Origin of the sequence: Collimonas rhizosphaerae (assembly GCF_038896935.1) — a bacterium.
GTDB classification, from domain to species: Bacteria; Pseudomonadota; Gammaproteobacteria; order Burkholderiales; family Burkholderiaceae_D; genus Collimonas; species Collimonas rhizosphaerae.
Genome location: NZ_JBANDC010000012.1, coordinates 53356 through 74689 on the forward strand (window position 1 = coordinate 53356; position 21334 = coordinate 74689).

Genomic DNA, 21334 nt, shown 5'->3' on the forward strand with positions numbered 1-21334 from the left:
CATGTCGCGAAGTCATCGGTTATTCGATCTTTTGCAAGTTCTTCGCCGGCACCGTGGAACGGTGTCCGGTGAAGTACTTGCACGCGAGGTTGGCGTATCGCTACGCACCATCCGTCGCGACATTGCGACACTGCAAGCATTAGGTGCTGATATCAATGGCGAGCCGGGTATCGGTTACATACTCCGACCAGGCTTCCTTCTGCCGCCGCTGTCCTTCACAGCAGAAGAAATTCATGCACTTGCGGCCGGCGCCCAATGGGTCAGCCGCCAAACGGATGATGCCCTGGCGCATGCCATGCTGAACGCGATTGCAAAAATCGATGCAGTGCTTCCGTCAGAAATGCGGCGAGCGCTGGATGACAATACGCTGTATATCAGCCGGCAAAGCGAAAATACGGGGGTTGATCTGGCGCGGGTTCGACAGATGCTACGCGAACAGCGCAAAATGCACATCGTGTATAGAGAAGAAAACGGACCCGGGCTGGAGCAAACGATCTGGCCGATCATGCTCGGTTTCGTGGAGTCACGATGGTCCATTGCTGCCTGGTGCGAGTCGCTTGGCGATTTTCGTCGCTTTCGTGCCGACTGCATTGTGACGGTAGATTTTTTGGATGAGCACTATCCCGGCACTCGCCGGCAATTGGTCAAGGAATGGCAGGCTCAGGAAGGGCATCCCTGTAAGCGACGAAAAAACGCCTGCTAAATTTCATCGAGTCCGCCAATGGGCTGCTGGCATAACGCAAATTCGACCAGTGTTCACGCAACGTACGACTGCAGTTTCTTCAATGGCACATGCAAGAAGTCATCTTTGCTGAATACTTCCAACAAATAATTAATCACAGCGTGTACGCGCGGCGCCAACAACGCCCGATGCGGGTATTGAAGCAGCATTTCATAGCCGCCCGGATGATGACAGTCATTGAGTACGACTTTCAACGTTCCTGCGCGCAGATGAGGCCAGGCATGGTGAACGCCTACCTGAGCAATTCCGAGGCCTGACAAAGCTGCCTGCGCCAACGTTTCGGGGGCGAGCGCGTCACCGCTGATGCTTCCGGTTCGAATGTTTCAACGCTCCCATCCGTGCTGCGAAATGACCATTTCGAATACGAACCGTTGAGGAAGCGCCTGTTGATGATCTGGTGCTGTTTCAAATCTCGAGGCGTGCGCGGCACACCATGACGTGCCAGATAAGCAGGCGAGGCAAACAACGGATGCCGCATAGGGAATTCCTGACAAGGCACTTCGCAAATCCCGCGCAAATATCAAGATCCCCTGATATCCCTGCCGCCGCACAGTGTTTACCCTTGCGCTGAGTGACCGTTCAAGGTGGCATCTTTCACGGGACCAGACATGGCGCCAAGCTTGCGCCAAGCTCCAATGCGATTTTTGAAGTCGCACAAAAAATAATCACTCTTGCCGGCCTGGCTTTGTTACTGCACTAAGCATGGCGTTTTCCTCAGGCAATGCGGAGCCCTTGCTCACGGCCATTTGCTACCAGCCTCTCGCTTAATTTTCCGTTTTATTCACGTCATCAAGTAGTCCATTACTGCAAATTACAGTCACTTTATATAAGACCAATCATGAATAGAACCTACCGCACCGTTTACAACGAAACGCTTGGCACCTGGATTGCTGTCTCCGAAAACACCAACGCGCGTGGCAAACGAAGCAGCACAAAAACTGCCACAGCAGTGGCTGCATCGCTTGTATTGGGCGGGACGGTGTTATCCGGCGTTGCGTACGCGGGTGGGGGAATCTATGTCAACGATAATGGCGACTCCACTTGCGCCCACGTTACAGATGGGGGAACTACGGGTGGAACAACTTCAAACTGCGATCGCAGTACTGCAACGACGCAGACTAACCATGTTCTCTTTTACCAATCCGGCGCTAGCGCCGGAGAGTCTACAAATATTTCCGTTGGCGGGAAGATCAACGTGAATAGCACGGGATCTGTGATTAACGGATTGGACCTTGCAAACCAAAAACTGACAAGCGTGGCCGCGGGTACCGCGAACGGAGATGCCGTCAATGTCAGCCAGTTGAACTCCTTGTCCATCTCCACTTCGACTGGCCTGAGCACTGCAAGTAGTAATGTGACTTCGCTGTCGACGGGCCTAAGTACGACCAGAAGCAATGTGACTTCGCTATCGACCTCGGCGTCGACTGGTCTTAGCACAGCAACAAGCGGTATCAACTCGCTGTCCACCTCCGTATCCACTGGTATCAGCATTACTCAAAGCGGAGTTGCATCGCTGTCGACAGGTCTCAGCACGACGATCAATTCACTCTCAACTGGGATTACTACCGGGGCACTCACCGTAACTGGCTCGGCCACCACCAACGGCATCAATAACAGCGGTCAGAAAATTACGAATCTGGCGGCAGGTACTACAAGCACAGATGCAGTGAATGTCGGTCAATTGGCATCCTTATCGACGTCGACCTTGTCCAGCATTGCGTCGCTGTCGACCTCGACTTCGACCGGCTTAAGCACGACAAACAGCAATGTAAGTTCATTGTCGGGCTCCACCGCAACTGGCTTGTCGACCAATACCAGCAGCATCAATTCACTGTCGATTGGCCTCTCGAGCAATATGTCGAACGTCACGTCACTGTCCACCGGCCTGTCGACGACCAACAGCAACGCGACATCGTTGTCTACCTCGGCTTCGACCGGTATTGCTTCCCTGTCGACCGGGCTTTCATCCTTGTCGACCAGTTTTAGCCAGGTGACTTCGCTCTCCTCAGGCTTGCAGGGCATCGCTACCGATGCAGCCTCTTTGTCGACATCGCTGAAACCATTGGTAGATGGGGCAAGTGCCGCCGCCGGCAAGGGCGCAACCATCGGCGCAACGACCATAGGCGGCGCTAATAGCGATGGTACGGTGCAGACGCGCGGCACAAGCGGCACGGTCATCGGGAATGTAAACGCCGCTACTTGCACCAGTGTTAATGGCGTGGACGCCACTGGTTCTGGACTGTGCGCTCAGGCGACCAAGGATGGCGCGACGGCTCTTGGCTCGAATGCACGGGCGACCGGCACCAACGCCACGGCAGTGGGCTTCCGGGCCCTGGCTTCGCAAGCCGGCTCGGTGGCAATTGGCTACAACGCGCGGGCGACGGGCGATCCGACGGTAGCGCTGGGTAGCAATGCGCTGGCCTCGGGTAATGACGCGGTGGCACTGGGCGCCGGAACACAGGCGACGGGCAACAACTCGGTGGCGCTGGGCGCGAATTCGATCGCAGATCAGGCTAATACGGTGTCGGTTGGCTCTCCGGGCAGCGAGCGCCGCATCACGAATGTTGCTGCTGGCGTCAATTCGACTGATGCGGTCAACGTTTCGCAGTTGCGGCAGGTCACATCGCAAGTCGGCGATGTCCAGCGCCTGGCCTATAGCGGGGTGGCGATGGCCGGAGCGCTTGCCGCTCTACCGCAAGTAGAGGCGGACAAGACCTTCTCGCTGGGTGCAGGCATTGGAAGTTACGCTGGTTATGCGGCGCTGGCAATCGGCGCCAGCGCTCATATGAGGCGCGATACGGTTGCTAAATTCGGAATCAGCACCATTTCCGGCAGCCATACCTTGATCAATGCTGGGGTAGGTTACTCGTGGTAAGAATGGATGGAGGGCAGATGGGCTTAGGGCCCGTCAACAATTAAGAGCAAGTAGGGATAATCACAGTCATCTGTATTAATCGGTAAAAATAGAAACGTATTTTTTCAACGTCTTCGTTCAGCAGCTTAGCCAGCTCTGAAGCGCTGACACCAGTCATCAACTGCGCCGTGCTGCGATCCAGGAATCGTTGTAGTACATAGTTATCCATCACCTGGTCCTTCAGATTTAAGGTAAAACGCGTATCGGCATGCGGCAATAGTTTTTTCATGCCGCGATGTTCAAAAACGGACAGCAGGGGTGGTTTTTGAGATGAGATTTCTTCCTGCGACGAGATATTGCCTGTATTGTCCAGATCATTTAGATCCAGCTGAAAATCTCTACGCAGCGGCGAGGTATGAGCCGACAGATAACGAAATGTACCGGTGGAGGAGGAAAACAATTTGGCCATCACGGCTTTTACCTGCTCTGGACAACTGAAATTGTCCGCATTTATTTGCAGAGCGGTTAATGCTTGTTCTGAAACGTGCAAACAATACTGATTGCCATCTCCCGCATCGATGTGAATGATGCCGGAGCGATACTCTCTAAGACTGGTAAGTACAGCATGTAACGAAAAATCCGACAGACGTCCCCAAATGGCCATTCAGACTCCGAAAATAGAAAAACATACAGACACAATTTTCTGAAATTTGAGCCGCTATGGTTCGGGGTGAAGCAATGGGTCGGATTCCGAAGAGGGGACGACCATATTTGTTGGATTGGTGCCAGTGCCGGTCGGAGTGGTGCGAATGCCCACATCGCTTGAAGTATTGCTTATGTCTGTTTTCATTGTTCGTGCATCTCCACCGTCGCACGCACTTAGTATCAAACCGGTGAAGATCGTTATGTAAAGCTGCCTCATCAGATCTGGCATGGATTTCCCGAAAAAACAAAATGTCCGAAAGAGCAGTATTTTCCTCGTCGGTAGAGGCTTATATTATTTTGTAGCAGCAAGAATCTACGGATTTTCTGAACTGCCTCAGCTATTCGGATGATCATCGCGTCGTAGTCAGGATAATGAGATCTCGAACAGATAGATATCAGGAGATTCCGACTCTGATGTAGGAATGTTCCTCTACTTGCAGCTCTGCCCATTCCCGACCTGATCAACCGCGCGGTCAAGTGGTATTCCAGTTCCTCGATAGCTCGCGACAACGGCGCTGCTCGATGTGCAGGCGCCCAGCGGCATGGGTGAAGCGTAACTCTTCAGCGGCGGCGACAAAGCAGCGCAGGCGGCGAAATCCCATACGCTTTCCTTCGATTGCGTTAGCGCGTACTGCACTATCTAATTGCTACCACTTCGGATTCCTGGGGTTGCCAACCTCCGCCGAGCGCCTTGAACGCCGCGACTGCAGCGCGAGCGGATTCGGTTTGCGCTTGCGCTCGCATATCGGAGGCACGTAGCAAATTCTCGTCGGCTTGCAGGACTTCGATAAGGCTGACGACCCCTTTCTGATATGCCGCAAACGAGGCCCCCCTCGCTCGATTGAGTGAATCCACACCCTGATCGAGTATGCCTGCCTGATCCTCGCGTTTTACCAAGGCCGAGAACGCATTTTCCACGTCTTCGGTAGCACGCAGCACGGCGAGTCGATAACCGGCCAGCGCCTCGGCTTCCTGGCCTTTGGCTAGGTCAATCTGCGCGTTGATGCGGCCGAAGTCGAACAGACGCCAGCGAAGGCCCAGCACGCCGGCGGCTTGACTTGCGCCGCCGGTGAACAGGTTGCCGCTAGATAAAGATGTCGCGCTGCCGATCAGTCCGCTAAAGGAGAGCTTGGGGTAATACTCGGCGATTGCCATGCCGATGCGAGCGTTCGACGCAGCCAGACGGCGTTCAGCCACGATCAGATCGGGCCGACGCCTGAGCAAATCACCTGGCGATCCGGTTGACGCGATCTGTGGGGCGACCGGAATAACGCTAGCATTTGCCAGCTCCTTCCGGTGTGTACCGGGCGATGTGCCCAGCATCACGTCCAGCGCATTCATGGCTGTATCCAGCCCTGCTTCGAGGACCGGTACCGATGCCCGCACTTGGGCGAGCGCCCCCTCGACCTGCCGCACTTGAAGTTCGGCGGCCAATCCCTTGCCATAAAGCAGATTGATCGTTGAGAGCAGTTCCTGTTGCGTCTGTACCTGCCTGCGAGCAACGTCTAGGCGAGTTTGCAGTCCACGTATACTGATGTAGATGTCAGCTGTCTGCGCCGCCACCGCCAATCGTGTCGCCGCCGCGCCAGCCTCCGAAGCCTGATACTCGGCCAGTGCTGCCTCCCGTCCGCGACGCACGCCACCGAATACGTCCAGCTCCCAGCTTGCGCCGAGGTTGGCCTCATAGGCGTTGCCGTAACGATCAAAATTGGGCCTTGAATTCAAGACTTGCCCCAATGGCGTTTCAACCGATTGATAGGCTCGCGCCCCCTGGGCATTGATGTTGCCGGAAGGTAGCAGCGCGGCATTCGCGGCCCCGAGTCCTGCGCGCGCCTGAGCGACGCGCGCGGATGCTTGCGCAAGATCCAAATTCTGCTCCAGCGCAAGCGTTACGAAGTGGCTCAATTGTGGATCGCCAAAGCTTCCCCACCACACGGTGAAATCGGCGGTGACGTTGGCATGCCGTTGCTCAACTGCCGTTTGACCAAGGTAGCGATCCGGCATGGGCGTGTCAGGCCGAATGTAATCTGGCCCGACAGCGCAACCCGCTGAAAGACTGGCGATGACTAACATGAAGAGAGTGGGTTTAAGTAGCATAGGTATCTTCCGCGACGTAAAAGGGAAAAATTGTGCAGTGACTATATCACGAAATCGTCACTCGTTGTGCAAATCGAACAGAAGAGGTAAGCTGTTGAATATGAGCAAAGCAACCACTTATCCGGGCGCAGCCCGAGGCCCAGTCGATCACGAAGTGCGAGATCAAATTGTTGTCGCGGCTACCGAGCACTTCCGCCTGTACGGCTACGAAAAGACCACCGTCTCTGATCTTGCCAAGGCTATTGGCTTTTCCAAAGCCTATATTTATAAGTTCTTCGAGTCCAAGCAGGCCATTGGCGAACTGATTTGCGCAAATTGCCTGCACGAGATCGAAACGGATGTCAGAACAGCCGTCGACGGAGTCGACCGCCCACCAGAGAAACTTCGACGCATGTTCAAGACGGGCGTCGAGTCAAGCGTTCGCCTGTTTTTTGAAGATCGCAAGCTCTATGACATTGCAGCCTCAGCCGCCACCGAACATTGGGAGGCGGTACGTACCTATGAGGAACGCGTCAAGGCAATGTTGCAGGACATTCTGCGCCAGGGGCGCGAGACAGAGGAGTTTGAGCGCAAAACGCCGCTCGATGAAACGGCGACGGCGATTTACTTGGTCATTCGCCCCTATCTCAATCCGCTGCTTTTGCAGCATAGCTTTGATTCGGCGGATGATGCTCCGGCGCAACTATCTAATCTGGTGTTGCGTAGTTTATCCCCATAAATGCCAAATATTTCCGTGACCATTGACATAATTGGTCACTAGTCTCAAAATAGAAATCCTGTTTAGCTCTTTATGGGATTTCTATGCTCCGCCGCCTCGTTTTCTCTGCCGCCCTATCTACATTGCCGTTTGCACTGGTCGCTTGTGGCGAAAAACCGCAAGCCGATCCACGTACCGAAGCGCCGTTGGTACGTGCGGCTACCATTCAGGGCGCGGTCGCCGCATCACGTACGTTCACCGGAACCGTAGCCGCTCGGGTACAAAGCGATCTTGGTTTCCGGGTCTCTGGCAAGGTATTGGAGCGGCTTGTGGACGCGGGACAAACCGTTAAGCGTGGGCAACCGCTCATGCGCATCGACCCTGTCGATCTGAAGCTTGCCGCGCATGCTCAGCAGGAAGCGGTCGCCGCGGCGCGAGCACGGGCGCAGCAAACGGCGGACGATGAAGCCCGCTACCGCGACCTGCGCGGAACAGGCGCGATATCGGCTTCAGCCTACGACCAAGTCAAGGCTGCGGCAGATACTGCCAAAGCTCAACTCAATGCAACCGAAGCCCAAGCCGAAGTTGCTCGCAACGCGAGCCGATACACGGAGCTGGCGGCAGATTCCGATGGCATCATCATGGAAACGCTGGTCGAACCCGGCCAAGTCGTCAACGCGGGCCAAATCGTGGTGCGTGTGGCCCATGCCGGACGCCGCGAGGCCGTCATCCAATTGCCGGAAACCTTGCGCCCTGCCATCGGTTCAGTCGGCCAAGCCACGCTCTTTGGCAAAGAGGGCGTTACCGTTCCAACCAAACTCAGGCAGCTCTCGGATGCCGCAGACCGACTAACCCGCACCTTCGAGGCGCGGTATGTGCTGGATGGGGAGATGTCCAGCGCCCCATTAGGCGCAACGGTCACCGTTCAGATTCCGGACGCACGTCCTGCTGAGCAAGGCGGCTTGCGGGTACCGATTGGCTCGCTGTTCGACGCGGGCAAGGGGGCGGGAGTCTGGGTCATCGAAGGCAAGCCAACAAAGGTTTCCTGGCGGGCGGTCGCGGTCCAGCGACTGGACGACGACGGCGCGCACATTGCAGGTCAACTCAAGCCAGGTGACCGGATAGTCGCACTCGGCACTCATCTGCTGCACGAAGGCGAGCAGGTCCGGGTGGCTGACCAGGCTACCGCTGCAACCGTGGGAGTGCGGCCATGAGCGAAGGTCGCTTCAACCTGTCGGCGCTCGCCGTGCGCGAGCGCTCCGTCACCTTGTTTCTGATCTGCCTGATCTCGTTGGCCGGGCTCATCTCCTTCTTCAAACTTGGACGGGCGGAAGACCCCGCATTCACGGTCAAAGTGATGACCATCGTTACTGCTTGGCCAGGCGCCACTGCACAGGAAATGCAGGACCAAGTCGCCGAGAAGATCGAAAAGCGCATGCAGGAGCTGCGCTGGTATGAACGTACCGAGACCTACACAAGACCTGGCTTGGCCTTCACCACCTTGACCTTGCTCGACAGTACGCCGCCTTCGGAGGTCCAGGGAGAGTTTTACCAAGCCCGAAAGAAAATCAGCGATGAGGCAAACAACCTTCCGCCTGGCGTGATCGGGCCGATGGTCAACGACGAATACGCGGACGTCACTTTTGCCCTATTCGCACTCAAGGCCAAGGGCGAACCACAGCGCCTACTTGTACGCGACGCGGAGACGCTGCGTCAACGGCTGCTGCACGTACCAGGCGTAAAGAAGGTCAACATCGTCGGCGAGCAGTCCGAGCGCATTTATGTCGAGTTTTCGCATGAGCGCCTGGCAACGCTGGGCGTCAGCCCACAGGAAGTATTCGCCGCACTCAATAGCCAGAACGCGCTCACACCGGCCGGCTCCGTGGAAACCAAGGGACCGCAGGTGTTTATTCGCCTGGACGGCGCTTTCGACGAATTGCAAAAGATCCGCGATACGCCGGTCGTGGCGCAAGGTCGCACATTGAAATTGTCGGACATCGCTACGATCAAGCGTGGTTATGAGGACCCGGCGACTTTCATGATCCGCAACGGCGGCGAACCTGCGCTGCTGTTGGGCATCGTCATGCGCGATGGCTGGAACGGATTAGACTTGGGCAAGGCGCTGGATAAAGAGGTCGGTGCGATCAACGCCGACATGCCGCAGGGCATGGGCCTGTCCAAGGTCACAGACCAAGCCGTCAATATCAGCTCGGCGGTCGATGAGTTCATGATCAAGTTCTTCGCCGCGCTGCTGGTGGTCATGCTGGTGTGTTTCGTGAGCATGGGCTGGCGTGTGGGTATCGTAGTTGCTGCGGCGGTGCCGTTGACGCTGGCGGCAGTCTTCATTGTGATGGCCGCAACCGGAAAGAACTTCGACCGCATCACGCTGGGTTCGCTGATCCTGGGGCTGGGCCTGCTTGTGGACGACGCCATCATCGCCATCGAAATGATGGTGGTAAAGATGGAAGAAGGCTACGACCGTATCGCCGCGTCTGCCTATGCATGGAGCCATACTGCCGCGCCAATGCTCTCCGGCACGCTGGTCACGGCCGTCGGTTTCATGCCCAATGGCTTCGCCCGTTCCACTGCGGGCGAATACACCAGCAATATGTTCTGGATTGTCGGCATCGCACTGATCGCGTCTTGGGTGGTTGCCGTGGTCTTTACACCTTACCTTGGTGTCAAGCTACTACCCAATCTCAAAAAAGTCGAAGGCGGCCACGACGCACTCTACGATACGCCGCGTTATAACCGCTTCCGCCAAGTATTGGCGCGCGTTATCGCACGCAAGTGGCTGGTCGCCGGCACTGTAGTGGGCCTTTTCGTTGTGGCCGTGCTGGGAATGGCTGTGGTCAAGAAGCAATTCTTCCCGATCTCCGACCGCCCCGAAGTGCTGGTCGAGGTGCAGATGCCCTACGGCACCTCGATCGGCCAGACCAGCGCCGCCACGGAGAAGGTGGAAGCATGGCTGGCTAAACAGCCGGAAGCGAAGATCGTCACGGCCTATGTTGGTCAAGGCGCGCCGCGCTTCTACTTGGCAATGGGACCAGAACTGCCTGATCCGTCGTTTGCCAAGATCGTGATCCGCACAGACAACCAGGATGAGCGCGAGGTATTGAAAAACCGGTTACGCAAGGCAATCGCCGACGGCCTCGCTTCTGAGGCGCGCGTGCGTGTCACCCAGCTCGTATTCGGCCCTTACTCGCCGTTCCCGGTCGCCTACCGGGTCACAGGACCGGACCAGGACAAGCTACGCAGTATCGCGGCTGAAGTGCAACGGGCCATGGATGCCAGTCCGATGATGCGTACGGTCAACGCTGACTGGGGCACGCGCACGCCTATGCTGCACTTCACCTTACAGCAGGATCGTTTGCAGGCTGTTGGGCTGACCCCCAGCGCCGTGGCGCAGCAACTGCAATTCTTGCTGAACGGTGTGCCCGTCACCGCGGTCCGCGAGGACATTCGCACGGTGCAAGTCACGGCCCGTTCGGCTGGCGACAGCCGGCTCGACCCTGCCAAGATCGCGGACTTCACGCTGGCCGGCGCCAATGGGCAACGCATCCCGCTGTCGCAGGTGGGTAAGGTCGACGTGCGCATGGAGGAACCAATCATGCGCCGTCGCGACCGAATGCCGACGATCACCGTACGGGGCGACATTGCCGATGGCTTGCAGCCGCCGGATGTGTCGGCAGCCATCACCCAGCGGCTCCAGCCCATCATGGACAAACTGCCTGGCGGCTACCACATCGAGCAGGCCGGCTCCATCGAAGAGTCAGGAAAAGCGACGAAAGCAATGCTGCCGCTATTCCCCATCATGCTGGCAGTAACCCTACTCATCATCATATTCCAGGTGCGCTCGATCTCCGCAATGGTCATGGTCTTCTTGACCAGTCCACTTGGCCTGATCGGTGTGGTGCCAACCTTGATTCTGTTCCAGCAGCCATTCGGCATCAATGCGCTGGTCGGCCTGATTGCACTGTCGGGTATCCTGATGCGCAATACACTGATTCTGATCGGGCAAATCCGCCACAACGAACAGGCGGGATTGAGTCCATTCCATGCAGTTGTCGAGGCAACCGTGCAGCGTTCCCGACCAGTGGTCTTGACCGCATTGGCGGCGATCTTGGCCTTCATCCCGCTTACCCATTCGGTGTTCTGGGGCACGCTCGCTTACACGTTGATCGGCGGCACATTGGCAGGGACGATCCTGACCCTCGTGTTCTTGCCGGCGATGTATTCCATCTGGTTCAAGATCAGGCCAGTCCCATCGCAAAGCTGATTTGCCATTCATCCCAATTCACCCATACAAAAGGGAACTGCTATGTCGAATTCTGAAGTTGTCGTTATTACCGGCGTGTCGTCAGGCATCGGGCGTGCCGCCGCGGTGAAATTTGCCAAGCGTGGTTGCCGAGTATTCGGCACCGTACGCAATACTGCAAAAGCACAGTCAATACCCGGTGTTGTTCTGGTCGAAATGGATATCCGTGACGAAGCGTCAGTGCAACATGGAATCCGAACCATCATCGCTCAGGCCGGACGCATAGATGTGCTCGTCAATAGTGCAGGCGTGACCCTGCTCGGAGCGACTGAAGAAACGTCGATTCCCGAAGCCCAGTCGCTGTTCGATACCAACGTCTTTGGCATTTTGCGCACAACACAAGCGGTACTGCCGCACATGCGCGAGCAACGTTCGGGAAGAATCGTCAACATCAGCTCAGTGCTGGGCTTCCTGCCGGCTCCGTACATGGGGCTCTATTCAGCATCCAAGCATGCTGTTGAGGGAATGTCTGAGACCTTGGATCATGAGGTGCGCAAATTCGGAATCCGCGTGGCGCTTGTCGAGCCTTCCTTCACCAAGACCAGTCTGGATCTCAATGCACCTCATGCAGTTTCCCAACTTTCAGCCTATGACGATGAGCGCGACGACGTATTTCGTGCAATTGAAAAAAATGTCAAAGGCGCACCTGAGCCAGATGGTGTCGCGACCGCGATTGTCGATGCCGCTTTGGGTGCTTGGAGAATGCGGCACACTCCGAAAGGCCAGGCCTCACTTCTGAGAAAATTGCGCCGTTTCATGCCTGCCGGCCCCGTCGATGCAAGCCTGAGGAAAACATTTGGACTCGCCTGAAATCGGTTCCCTGCTTTCTCATCAAGGCCCGAACTCAACCGGATTTACTCCGCCGAACCTGGCATACCTCATTATCGGAATTATTTTATGACAGTAACACCGACCATTGATTGGAGCACCCAGCAAGAAGCTTCGCGGCAACATTCGCCTTGATCAGAGTCTGAAAATTTAGTTAAATCATTCACCAACAATCCTCATGCAAAATCAACATGCTAATCGCCCTCTACGCCGTCACAATCATCAATCAAACAAAGCTTGACGGCGGGCTTTTTTCGGATCGCACCGTCTCTAAAAGGCCTCCCGAATGGGAGGTCATTTCATTTGGGCTATCGAATCCGGTTGCGTCATTCAGCCGAGCGGTTTTACGACTCCAGGCTTGCATCGGCAGACCCGCCTGGTGATCTTGCTATCCGCATGTGTCAGCAGTGCCGGCTTCAGTCGCAACGGTTCAATCCAGTCATTGCATTTTAGGCGGCCAGTTGTGTGACTCTCCTTGGCAATTCTTGCACCAGGCATAGAGAGCGTCATACATCACCATGCCGTGCTTGAGCATCTCCTGGTCATCGCGGAAATTTTGCGACAATCCCAGCGACAAGGCGTATAGGCCGGCAGATTGCGGCGTCAGATCGAGTCGCGAGGTGTCGGCGCCGCGCACGATAAGTGCGAGCTGGTTTAAGGCGGGGTCGTCAAGACAGTATTTTTTGAGGAAGGCATCGAAGCTGCACAACTCGCCGTCATGGGTCAGTTCAACGCCTGGTATGTCGTAAGGAATCGCGCTGGTTTCGCCGGCAATGCGCAACACATCGCCTGGCGCAACATAAAGAAATTCCGCTTGCTGATCGATATATCGAGCCACCAGCCACGGACAAGCGATGCGGTCGATCTTTGGGCGTTCGCGGGTAATCCATTTCATGATGCTTCTCCTCTATTTCAAATGTCGCGCCTACGCTTTTTACACTGCGGCAATCCGGCTCGCCACCATGTCCCACTGGATGTTTTTGAAGAAGGCGTCGATATACTTGGCCGCTGCTGCGCCGTAGTCCATCTGGTAAGAATGTTCGTACATGTCCATCACCAGGAGCGGCAAGGTTGCCGCCGGGCCGTGGGCATGATCGGCAAGCCAGTAATTTTCCAGCTGGCGAGTGTGTGTATTGAAGCCGAGCACGACCCAGCCAGAACCTCCGCCCAGGCCGGCGCCGATACGGCGAAATTCGGTTTCCCAAGTGTCGAAGCTGCCGAATGCGTCGGCGATCACCTCGCGCTCCGGCGCGCCGGCTTGGCCGCTGCCGCCTAGGTTGTCGAAGTAGTATTCGTGGAACACCACCGAACCTGTACGCAGCAAATGTTCACGCTTCAGCGCGTTGTAGATATAGGGCGGCGTGTCCTTGTTAGCCAATGCTTCGGTCAGGTGCTTCTTGATCACTGCCAATGCTTTGACAGAGCCGCCGTAATTGTTTTCCCAATGCGAACGGATCAGGCGTTCCGATAGGCCGCTGAGTTTGGCGGGATCAAACGCAAGCGGTTTCAGCGTTGTCTGGCTCTCAAAGGCAGGTAGCATCGGCATGGTGGTTTTCTCCAAGATAGGTGAGGCGTTGGCAGCTTTTGCCGTACCCAGCACTGCCACGCTCGCAGCGGCTGCGCACAGCATGGATCGGCGTTGAAGATCGGGGTGTTCACTCATGGGGGTAGCTCCTGGTGGTGTCGGGTCAGTGATGCAGCAAGGGGTACACCACGATCCCGACCAGCGCCGCGCCAATCACGATGACTGGTTCAGGCAGTTTCTTGAATTTCCATAACAGCGCAGCAGTTGCCAGCGCCAGCAGCGCGGTCGGCATGTCGACGATCGACCTCTGCGCGATCACCACCACCGAACCGGCGATGGCGCCGATGGCTGCCGCCGTGATGCCATCGACGAAGGCGATCAGCGCCGGCAGCTTGCCGTATTTCTTGAAATACGGTGCGGCGATGACGGTCGCCAGGTAGCAGGGAACAAAAGTGCCTACTGCTGCCAGGACGGCTCCCGGCAGGCCGCTGATCAGGTAGCCAATGAATCCGGTCGTGATCACCACCGGTCCTGGCGTAATCATCGCGACGGCCACGGCATCGACAAACTGCTTTTCGCTCAGCCAGTGGTGTTCCGTCACAACTTCGCTATAGAGAAAGGGCACGATGGCCAGGCCGGAGCCGAACACGAAGGCGCCGGCCTTGGTGAAAAAAAGCACGATCTGGATCAGGGTGTTGGTATCTGTCGCGGATGCAAGAGCGATATTCGGCAACTGCGTCGGCAGCAGCACGGCCATGCTCGATGTGCCAAACCTGGGCTTGCAGCGGATAACCCAAACCAGCACGCCGGCGCCGATGAACAGCAACGCGATTTCGGACTGCGTGATGATGGTCACGGCCGCCAGCAATATGAAAATGCCCCACAGCAGCTTGTCGCGTCCCAGGTTCTTGCTGGCGAGCTTATGCGCACTGATTGCCATGATGCCGATCACGGAAGCGCCCACGCCGTAGAAAACGGACTGCATCCAGGTCAGTCCGCCAAACGCCACATAGGCCCATCCCAGGGCGACCACCATCAGGAACGATGGCAACACGAAAGCAAGTCCCGCCACTGTCGCGCCGAGCAGCCGGAAGTGGACGAATCCCAGATAGATTCCCAGCTGCGCGGCCAACGGACCGGGCGCGATCTGCGCCAGCGCCAGCCCCTCCTTGTAGTCTGATTCGCTGATCCAGCCGCGGCGCTCGACCAGGTCGCGGTGCATATAGCCAACCAATGCAACCGGCCCGCCAAAGCCAAACGTACCCAGGCGCAAAAAATACAGGATCAGTTGCCACAAGGTGTAAGTCGGTTTATTTGCCTGGTCCATGATCACGATCCCTGTTGCGGCGTGGCTTCTTGCTGAAACGCGGTCAGCAGCCCATCGAACACGTTGCTGGCTGTCGCCAGAAGCTGGTCGTCATCGGCGATGGCTTCGCGCAGGCCGGCCAGGACGCTTTCAATTCCCACTGACTCCGGCGGCTGCACGCCGCCGACATCGAGGTAGTGCACTAGCGCACCAAGACGCTTGAGCGCTGCTTGCTCAAGGCCGAAACTCGCCAGCAGCACCTCGAAGCTGACGCGGCTTCCTACATGGCTAAAGGTCGCGCCGTCGAAGTCAAAGCCCAAGGCATCGGCGGGGCAATCGCCAGGAGAGGCCAGCCACAGCAGCCGGGCTTGTGGATCAATGAAGCGACGGATCAGCCAGGCGCAGGCCAGCCGATCCACCCAGGGGCGCCGCCGTGTTGCCCAGGTGCGTCCCTGGTATTGCTGCAATGGCAGGGCAGTGATGGTTCCATGCACTGGATGGGGTTCGTCCGGCGCCAGTACGCGGGCAGCGGCCAGCTCCAGCTCTTGCAGGGTCGTGTCGGTTTGCCGTTGGGCTTCGCCGGGGAAGAAGTCGATATCGGCAAGACTGGCAAAGGATTTGCGCAGCTTGCGAATCTGCTTGAGTGTTTCCAGCACGGTGTCGGTGGTGAGCGTTTCCCGTACCTTGGCCGCGTCCGTCAGCAACGCCGCGTAATCCTCGCTACGGTCGAATAGCCCAGCAAAATTAGCGCTATCGGGTTCTTCAACGCGCAAGACAAAGGCGGTGCCGCCGCCAGACAGCACATCGGCGGCGACTGCCTCAAACGTGCTGCGGCAGGCCTCGCGCTCCGGCATCAAATAAACGCCGTCGCGCAAGACGGCCGCACCGCTCGCCTTCAGTGCGCGCCAGGCGCGCATCCGGGCCGTTGCGTTCTCTGTTGGAAGGCTGGTAATGAGAGAGAGGTATGTATTCATGTAGATAATTCTACGTAATGGTATTGATATCTACAAGTTTACTTTTATGGGTATTGCGATGATTTGCGTTTACACCTAGGGGGGGTATGGTATAGGATGGACGTATGAATACAACACATCCACACAAACACGAATCCCATCCCAACGTCATCAAGCGGCTCCGCATGGTGGCTGGTCAGGTCAACTCCATTATCAGCATGATCGAGGAGGGGCGATCTTGCACTGACGTCGCGATGCAACTTCAGGCCGCGGAGAAAGCCCTGGTCCAAGCCAAAAAGACGCTTATTTACGACCATCTTGAGCATTGTCTCGAAGACGGGATTGAAACGTCGCCAAAGGCGACGCTGGATGAATTCAAAGAAATCTCAAAGTACCTTTAAGGAATCCCGCATGACTGAATTTTCTGAACTGCTCCGACAAGGAGCTGGCAACGCTTGGCTGTTTGTGCCAAGCGCCATCCTGCTGGGTGCTTTACATGGGCTTGAGCCTGGACATTCAAAAACAATGATGGCGGCTTTTATCGTCGCCATTCGCGGCACTGTGTCCCAGGCTGTCTTATTGGGGCTGTCGGCGACGATTTCACATACCGCCGTTGTGTGGCTGGTTGCTCTCGTTGGCATGAAGCTGGGAGGAAACCTGAATGCCGAAGCGACGGAACCTTATTTCCAATTGGGCTCCGCCGTCCTGATTATCGGAATAGCGGTCTGGATGCTTCTTCGCACTTACCGCGACCTGAAGCGAGAAAAAGACGAAACGAACCACAGTCATCATGCGCACGATCATGGCCATGGCCTCGAAATCCGGCGCATTGATACGGATCACAGCCAGGCAGTGGATCTCGAAATATTCGAAACAGGTTGCCCGCCGCGCTTCCGCTTGCATTTTTTTGACAAGGGCGCCGCTATTGCGCCGGCTGATGCAGGTCAGATCGAAGTACAAACCATTCGCCCGGATGGCGCGGTCCAGGCATTCACATTTGCCAAGAAGGGGGACTACCTGGAATCGATAGACGAGATTCCCGAGCCGCATGAATTCGTGGCGCGGCTGTCGATGACGCACCATGCCCATACGCACGACTACGATGTGAGTTTTGAGGAAGGTGCACATCATGGCCACGGCGGCCTGGATGTTGGCGCTGTCGGATATCAGGATGCGCACGAGCTGGCGCATGCAAACGACATTAAACGCAAATTTGCGGATAAAAACATTACTACCGGTCAAATCGTCATGTTTGGCTTGACTGGGGGATTGATTCCTTGCCCCGCGTCAATCACCGTCTTACTGTTGTGCTTGCAGCTGAAACAATACAGCCTAGGTGTCGTGCTGGTGCTTTGCTTCAGTATCGGTCTCGCACTGACAATGGTGGCGTCAGGGACTATCGCGGCGCTGAGCGTGCGGCAAGTCTCAAAACGCTGGAACGGTTTCGGAGCATTTGCAAGAAAAGCACCGTATTTTTCCAGCGCGTTGATCATATTGGTTGGCTTATATACGGGCTATCTGGGATGGAGCGGCTTGAACGCCCATGCCATATAGGTTCCACGAGCTAAGCATTTACGTGATGCAAATGGCCGCATAGCGGACAAATCCTGCCCCGCAATCAAATGTAAAAAAGCCCGGATCGTTGAACGACCGGGCTTTTTGTTGCCAGTGCAACTACACGATAAGTTGCATGCAATGCACTATTTCATGTCGCTAAAAATCACTTCTTGCTCGAATGAGCGGCGCCCTTGGTAGCGGCTTGCGACAGTTGATCGACAGCGCTGTTGACGTTGGTTTCCAGCGCTTCAACGGCTTGCTTGGTGTTCTTGGCCAACTGTTCGTAACCGGCGTTGGCGCTGCCGATCGCCGATTTGACGAAAGCAACTGCGCTTTCTGCACCTGGCGGCGCGTTTTTCGTTGCCAGGTCGACGAACTCGACGACTTTACGCTTGGTTTCGGCAACCTGGGCTTCGGCAACCTTGGTCAGTTCGGCTTGTGTGCTGGACGCGATGCTGGCGAAATGCCGGCCGTAAGCGACGGCTTTTTCCGTGTTCGGTTGGGCCAGCGCTGCGCTCAGCGAGAAAAATTCTTGCGGGTCTTTGGCGGCAAAGAGCTTCTGGGTAGTAGCGGTCGACTCTTGCAGTGAAGCTTTACCAGCGCTCAGGTTGAGCTCGATCAGTTTTTCCACGCCGGCAAATGCTTTGGTCGTGAGATCAGTGTACAGCGCCAAGTTGGCTTCAAAATTAGCTTTGGCGGCAGCTGAGAATTGTTCTGCAATGGTAGACATGGTTTCTCCAAGGGTTTGGTGTCGCAAAAAGAGACGACATCAGTAGGACGACGAAAGGCGGCTAAAGACTAGCCGTCGGTTGCAGAGCGCCATTGATTGACATGGCATATTGTGCGGCGCACAAATTAGATTGTAGATTTTTGTCGCCAGATGTCTAGCTGGTAGTTTTGACAGTGCCAACGATATTCTTGATGGAGTGACAAGGCATTTAGAGGCTGTAGTTTCACGCGATCCTCGTAATCCCGCGCTCATGGGCGAAGTTCGATGCGTTGTGAATGCGGCGACTGATCCAATCAGGGAGGAGGTTGTATTTTTACCAGTATGCAGTGGTCGTTGCACATGGTAGTGTTGCCTTACGGATACCATCTGTGGGGGACATATGCCGCAATTCGAGATAGAGCACAAAGGGCACACGATCAGGGTCGCGAGCACGATCGTCAGGGGCGGCAAGTATCGTTGGGCCGTTTTGATTGACGGAGTGTTGCAGTCGCCGCCGGAGATCGCCCCGTCCAATACCTGGGACGCTGCCCGCGACCAGGGCATGGCGTTCGCAAAAGATCTTATCGACGTCGTCAAGTAATTCCAAACTGCGTGCTGATTCCAGTGGCTGGGAAGCAGGGCAGCACAAAAGATGATGTGCGCCTTACCAGTCCGAGGTCCGGCCCACTTTGCTTTATAACAGCAGCAAATACCCGAAAGCCCGCGTAACTGCGGGCTTTTTTTTTATTTGTTTGCCGGCAAGGATAGGTAGCGTAAGGGCATTAAAGATGATGAGGGGACGTGGGATAGCAGGACAGCTTTCCTGGCCCCTGGCGTACGTGACGCAGCATAGGAAATAAAACATTGTTTTCATGTGAAAGTGTACTAGGTTGACAACTTGGGGGAAGGGCGCACGTTAGATAATTGTTTGCAATCTGTTCGAATCACTCTTTCGGCGCCATGGTCGCTTGATCTGCAAAAAGGGGGAATGAGATGAAAGAATTTCGTCAGCTGATCCGCAGGCGCTTCTTGTACGACGAGGTTGGAAGAGAAAGCAAAATCCTGCGGCTGATTGCAATCATTTGGCTCGGCGTGCTGCTGATAAGCCTGTGGTCCGGAACAGATCTGTGGCGCGGCACGTGGAGACGGTCATCGGAATTTCAGATATTTGTTCTTGGCACGCTCACTTGCATCGTTATCTATTGGCTATGCTTTGCGAAGGATGAACTTGTGCTGGTGGGCGACGTGCAGGTCACCGCCAGCATCAGCGAGAAGCATCACAAAAAACTAAGGAGATTGGCAAGGCAGCAGGACACAACTATTGGCGACATCATTGAACAACTGATGGATGCCATTGTGAATGCCAGATCTCAGACGCTTAGGTCGTCAAGTGACGCACAGCGCATCTCGAGTCAGCAACGCGCGATCAGTGAGGTTGAAACCGAGTAAGATCCGGGCCGGCTGATAATGATCTTTGCCGGCCCAGGCTTGATCTGGCATGCATTGCACGAATCCCTGTCCGGAAAAGCCCCAGGGTAGAAGTAGCCAACTCGGGAAAGCAGGCACTCAACGGGTGAAATTCAGCATTCGATAGTGATCACGTGCGCCTGGATCTTGCCGTCCACAGGACCAGGCCCGAACCGTCGGGCGATGGCTCCCGCGGCGATGTCGGTTGCTTCGTCGAGCCGCGACTTGCCGCGTGCCTCGATTTCGCTGCGTAGCGGTGTCCCTTGGCAGTATGCGATTGCAGGGATCCGCGGCGACGTTGCCTGGCTGCGCGCCGCGACAGTGCTCATATGGGGCGATGAACTGAAGCCACCGGCTTTCAGGTCTTGTGCAATGGTTGCGAGGTCATGGTAGCCATGGGGCGTGCGAGCCATGAAGCGCGGAGGATCCTTGGGGAAGAGAGACTCGAGCGCTGCCGAAACGACGTGAGCGAACTCGTTCTCCTCGATGCGATCCCAAACGTTGAAAATGAGGACGCCTCCTGGCCGGAGAACCCGGCGCATTTCGGAAAACGCCTTCGGCTTGTCGGGAAAGAACATGACTCCGAACTGGCACACTACGGCGTCAAACACTGAATCTTCGAAGGGCAGTTGCATGGCGTTTGCCTGGCGCCAGGCCACTGGACGCTTGGTCCCGACTTCGGCAGCGCGGTCCAGCATCGGCTGATTAAGGTCCGTGGCAACAATGGAGACGCTTTCCGGCAGCACGGATGCCAAATGGCGAGTCACGACGCCTGTGCCGGCGGCAATCTCCAGCACCCGAGAAAGAGGCCGCGAAGCTATACGATTCGCCAAGTCCACTGCATACGGCTCAAAGATCAGCGGAACAAGATACTCTTCATAGAGCCTCGGTATTGCGTCGGTGAAGTTTTTGTCGATGTCGGGACTGTTCAAGGTGTTCTCCTTTGCGCCACCGTGACTACTCAAAGAACACAGCCTGCAGTCGATCTTCCTCCTGTCAGGTCTTGAGGATTCCTTGCAGGCGGATAGTTTCAAGCATCGCCGTCCATGCCTGTTTTATGACGATGGCGAACTCTATCAATGCCATCGCTCCTATCGGTATATGAGTACCGGTATTTTGCTATGAGTCAGCACCTTCTGTGCTTCGCTGCCGAGAAGGAGGCCTCTCATTCCTTTGCGGCCGTGCGACGCCATGGTGATCAAGTCGCAGCCGTTGGCATTGGCTGCTTTGATGATTTCTTCATAGGGATGGTCGCCGATGGCATAGGTAGTGTCGCAAGATACGCCTGCTATATTGGCGGCGTCTTCAATGTCGGCAAGCAATTTTTCCGCTTGAGATCGGCTATGTTTAGCGAAATCGTCTTCTGACTCTGCCATCATTTCCATCTGAAAAGATAGTGCATGATATGGCGGGCTCACATAAAAGCCAGTTACCTTGGCGTTGATGCTTTTGGCAAACTGCATGGTATTTCGAATCGCGAGTTCAGATAATGGCGAACCATCGGTTGGTAGTAGAAGATGCTTGTACATAGCTTCTCCCCGGTTGGATAGGTACTTTCAGTTTATGACGCGATTGC

The 21334-nt window shown here is 56.0% G+C and carries 20 protein-coding genes; 10 read left to right on the forward strand and 10 right to left on the reverse strand.

Annotated features, from left to right (window positions below):
* Position 1: 1 nt before the first annotated feature.
* Entirely contained in the window at positions 2-703 is a 702-nt protein-coding gene (locus tag V8G57_RS17255) for a helix-turn-helix transcriptional regulator (protein WP_342830417.1), read from the forward strand.
* Positions 704-756: 53 nt separating this feature from the next.
* Here V8G57_RS17255 and V8G57_RS17260 read toward each other — a convergent pair whose 3' ends face one another.
* Positions 757-1017 (reverse strand): LysR substrate-binding domain-containing protein, encoded by a 261-nt coding sequence (locus tag V8G57_RS17260; protein ID WP_342830418.1) that lies wholly within the window; start codon positions 1015-1017, stop codon positions 757-759.
* Positions 1018-1580: 563 nt separating this feature from the next.
* Between V8G57_RS17260 and V8G57_RS17265 the strand changes: the two genes are divergently transcribed.
* Entirely contained in the window at positions 1581-3617 is a 2037-nt protein-coding gene (locus V8G57_RS17265) for a YadA family autotransporter adhesin (RefSeq protein ID WP_342830419.1), read from the forward strand.
* A gap of 40 nt (positions 3618-3657) precedes the next feature.
* Here the strand turns inward: V8G57_RS17265 and V8G57_RS17270 are convergent, their stop codons facing one another.
* Complete coding sequence (locus V8G57_RS17270; RefSeq protein WP_342830420.1) at positions 3658-4260, reverse strand: hypothetical protein; 603 nt, start codon at positions 4258-4260, stop codon at positions 3658-3660.
* 677 nt (positions 4261-4937) lie between these two features.
* Complete coding sequence (locus V8G57_RS17280) at positions 4938-6398, reverse strand: efflux transporter outer membrane subunit (RefSeq protein WP_342830421.1); 1461 nt, start codon at positions 6396-6398, stop codon at positions 4938-4940.
* Positions 6399-6498: 100 nt separating this feature from the next.
* Between V8G57_RS17280 and V8G57_RS17285 the strand changes: the two genes are divergently transcribed.
* The 4 genes from V8G57_RS17285 to V8G57_RS17300 all read left to right on the forward strand — a co-directional run bounded on the left by V8G57_RS17285 (position 6499) and on the right by V8G57_RS17300 (position 12223).
* Positions 6499-7116 carry a TetR/AcrR family transcriptional regulator gene (locus tag V8G57_RS17285; protein ID WP_342830422.1) on the forward strand — a complete coding sequence of 206 codons (618 nt, stop codon included), beginning with the start codon at positions 6499-6501 and terminating at the stop codon, positions 7114-7116.
* Between the two features lie 83 nt (positions 7117-7199).
* Positions 7200-8309: an efflux RND transporter periplasmic adaptor subunit gene (locus V8G57_RS17290; RefSeq protein WP_342830423.1), complete on the forward strand. Its 1110-nt coding sequence runs from the start codon at positions 7200-7202 to the stop codon at positions 8307-8309.
* Entirely contained in the window at positions 8306-11374 is a 3069-nt protein-coding gene (locus tag V8G57_RS17295; RefSeq protein WP_342830424.1) for an efflux RND transporter permease subunit, read from the forward strand. The genes V8G57_RS17290 and V8G57_RS17295 overlap by 4 nt, the downstream gene beginning before the upstream one ends.
* A 42-nt stretch (positions 11375-11416) precedes the next feature.
* On the forward strand, positions 11417-12223 hold the full coding sequence (locus V8G57_RS17300; RefSeq protein ID WP_342830425.1) for an oxidoreductase: 807 nt from the start codon (positions 11417-11419) through the stop codon (positions 12221-12223).
* 457 nt (positions 12224-12680) lie between these two features.
* On the opposite strand, the gene V8G57_RS17305 is transcribed toward V8G57_RS17300, so the two are convergent.
* The 4 genes from V8G57_RS17305 to V8G57_RS17320 are packed head-to-tail and all read right to left on the reverse strand — an operon-like array spanning position 12681 to position 16046.
* The gene (locus V8G57_RS17305) at positions 12681-13136 is read right to left on the reverse strand and encodes a chromate resistance protein ChrB domain-containing protein (protein ID WP_342830427.1); all 456 of its coding nucleotides are present in this window, start codon (positions 13134-13136) and stop codon (positions 12681-12683) included.
* A gap of 39 nt (positions 13137-13175) precedes the next feature.
* On the reverse strand, positions 13176-13904 hold the full coding sequence (locus V8G57_RS17310; protein ID WP_425458297.1) for a superoxide dismutase: 729 nt from the start codon (positions 13902-13904) through the stop codon (positions 13176-13178).
* Between the two features lie 25 nt (positions 13905-13929).
* Positions 13930-15093 (reverse strand): chromate transporter, encoded by a 1164-nt coding sequence (locus V8G57_RS17315; protein ID WP_342830428.1) that lies wholly within the window; start codon positions 15091-15093, stop codon positions 13930-13932.
* A gap of 2 nt (positions 15094-15095) precedes the next feature.
* The gene (locus tag V8G57_RS17320; protein ID WP_425458298.1) at positions 15096-16046 is read right to left on the reverse strand and encodes a chromate resistance protein ChrB domain-containing protein; all 951 of its coding nucleotides are present in this window, start codon (positions 16044-16046) and stop codon (positions 15096-15098) included.
* 104 nt (positions 16047-16150) lie between these two features.
* Between V8G57_RS17320 and V8G57_RS17325 the strand changes: the two genes are divergently transcribed.
* The gene (locus V8G57_RS17325; RefSeq protein ID WP_092400984.1) at positions 16151-16426 is read left to right on the forward strand and encodes a metal-sensing transcriptional repressor; all 276 of its coding nucleotides are present in this window, start codon (positions 16151-16153) and stop codon (positions 16424-16426) included.
* A gap of 10 nt (positions 16427-16436) precedes the next feature.
* Entirely contained in the window at positions 16437-17579 is a 1143-nt protein-coding gene (locus V8G57_RS17330) for a nickel/cobalt efflux transporter (RefSeq protein WP_342830429.1), read from the forward strand.
* Between the two features lie 166 nt (positions 17580-17745).
* On the opposite strand, the gene V8G57_RS17335 is transcribed toward V8G57_RS17330, so the two are convergent.
* Entirely contained in the window at positions 17746-18312 is a 567-nt protein-coding gene (locus V8G57_RS17335) for a phasin family protein (RefSeq protein ID WP_342830430.1), read from the reverse strand.
* Between the two features lie 379 nt (positions 18313-18691).
* On the opposite strand from V8G57_RS17335, the gene V8G57_RS17340 reads away from it, so the two are divergent.
* Positions 18692-18892 carry a hypothetical protein gene (locus V8G57_RS17340; RefSeq protein ID WP_092400975.1) on the forward strand — a complete coding sequence of 67 codons (201 nt, stop codon included), beginning with the start codon at positions 18692-18694 and terminating at the stop codon, positions 18890-18892.
* 392 nt (positions 18893-19284) lie between these two features.
* Entirely contained in the window at positions 19285-19740 is a 456-nt protein-coding gene (locus V8G57_RS17345; protein WP_092400972.1) for a hypothetical protein, read from the forward strand.
* A gap of 131 nt (positions 19741-19871) precedes the next feature.
* Here V8G57_RS17345 and V8G57_RS17350 read toward each other — a convergent pair whose 3' ends face one another.
* Both V8G57_RS17350 and V8G57_RS17355 read right to left on the reverse strand, forming a co-directional pair.
* Positions 19872-20690 (reverse strand): class I SAM-dependent methyltransferase, encoded by an 819-nt coding sequence (locus tag V8G57_RS17350; protein WP_342830431.1) that lies wholly within the window; start codon positions 20688-20690, stop codon positions 19872-19874.
* A 159-nt stretch (positions 20691-20849) separates the two neighbouring features.
* Entirely contained in the window at positions 20850-21287 is a 438-nt protein-coding gene (locus tag V8G57_RS17355; protein WP_342830432.1) for a universal stress protein, read from the reverse strand.
* Positions 21288-21334: the final 47 nt, after the last annotated feature.

Excerpts from the sequence above, each read along its gene's own strand:
- V8G57_RS17325 (WP_092400984.1), top strand. The coding sequence starts at position 16,151 with ATGAATACAACACATCCACACAAACACGAATCCCATCCCAACGTCATC.
- V8G57_RS17285 (WP_342830422.1), top strand. The coding sequence starts at position 6,499 with ATGAGCAAAGCAACCACTTATCCGGGCGCAGCCCGAGGCCCAGTCGAT.
- V8G57_RS17305 (WP_342830427.1), bottom strand. The coding sequence starts at position 13,136 with ATGAAATGGATTACCCGCGAACGCCCAAAGATCGACCGCATCGCTTGT.
- V8G57_RS17270 (WP_342830420.1), bottom strand. The coding sequence starts at position 4,260 with ATGGCCATTTGGGGACGTCTGTCGGATTTTTCGTTACATGCTGTACTT.
- V8G57_RS17290 (WP_342830423.1), top strand. The coding sequence starts at position 7,200 with ATGCTCCGCCGCCTCGTTTTCTCTGCCGCCCTATCTACATTGCCGTTT.
- V8G57_RS17335 (WP_342830430.1), bottom strand. The coding sequence starts at position 18,312 with ATGTCTACCATTGCAGAACAATTCTCAGCTGCCGCCAAAGCTAATTTT.
- V8G57_RS17295 (WP_342830424.1), top strand. The coding sequence starts at position 8,306 with ATGAGCGAAGGTCGCTTCAACCTGTCGGCGCTCGCCGTGCGCGAGCGC.
- V8G57_RS17340 (WP_092400975.1), top strand. The coding sequence starts at position 18,692 with ATGCCGCAATTCGAGATAGAGCACAAAGGGCACACGATCAGGGTCGCG.
- V8G57_RS17345 (WP_092400972.1), top strand. The coding sequence starts at position 19,285 with ATGAAAGAATTTCGTCAGCTGATCCGCAGGCGCTTCTTGTACGACGAG.
- V8G57_RS17320 (WP_425458298.1), bottom strand. The coding sequence starts at position 16,046 with ATGAATACATACCTCTCTCTCATTACCAGCCTTCCAACAGAGAACGCA.
- V8G57_RS17300 (WP_342830425.1), top strand. The coding sequence starts at position 11,417 with ATGTCGAATTCTGAAGTTGTCGTTATTACCGGCGTGTCGTCAGGCATC.
- V8G57_RS17315 (WP_342830428.1), bottom strand. The coding sequence starts at position 15,093 with ATGGACCAGGCAAATAAACCGACTTACACCTTGTGGCAACTGATCCTG.
- V8G57_RS17310 (WP_425458297.1), bottom strand. The coding sequence starts at position 13,904 with ATGAGTGAACACCCCGATCTTCAACGCCGATCCATGCTGTGCGCAGCC.
- V8G57_RS17355 (WP_342830432.1), bottom strand. The coding sequence starts at position 21,287 with ATGTACAAGCATCTTCTACTACCAACCGATGGTTCGCCATTATCTGAA.
- V8G57_RS17280 (WP_342830421.1), bottom strand. The coding sequence starts at position 6,398 with ATGCTACTTAAACCCACTCTCTTCATGTTAGTCATCGCCAGTCTTTCA.
- V8G57_RS17265 (WP_342830419.1), top strand. The coding sequence starts at position 1,581 with ATGAATAGAACCTACCGCACCGTTTACAACGAAACGCTTGGCACCTGG.
- V8G57_RS17255 (WP_342830417.1), top strand. The coding sequence starts at position 2 with ATGTCGCGAAGTCATCGGTTATTCGATCTTTTGCAAGTTCTTCGCCGG.
- V8G57_RS17330 (WP_342830429.1), top strand. The coding sequence starts at position 16,437 with ATGACTGAATTTTCTGAACTGCTCCGACAAGGAGCTGGCAACGCTTGG.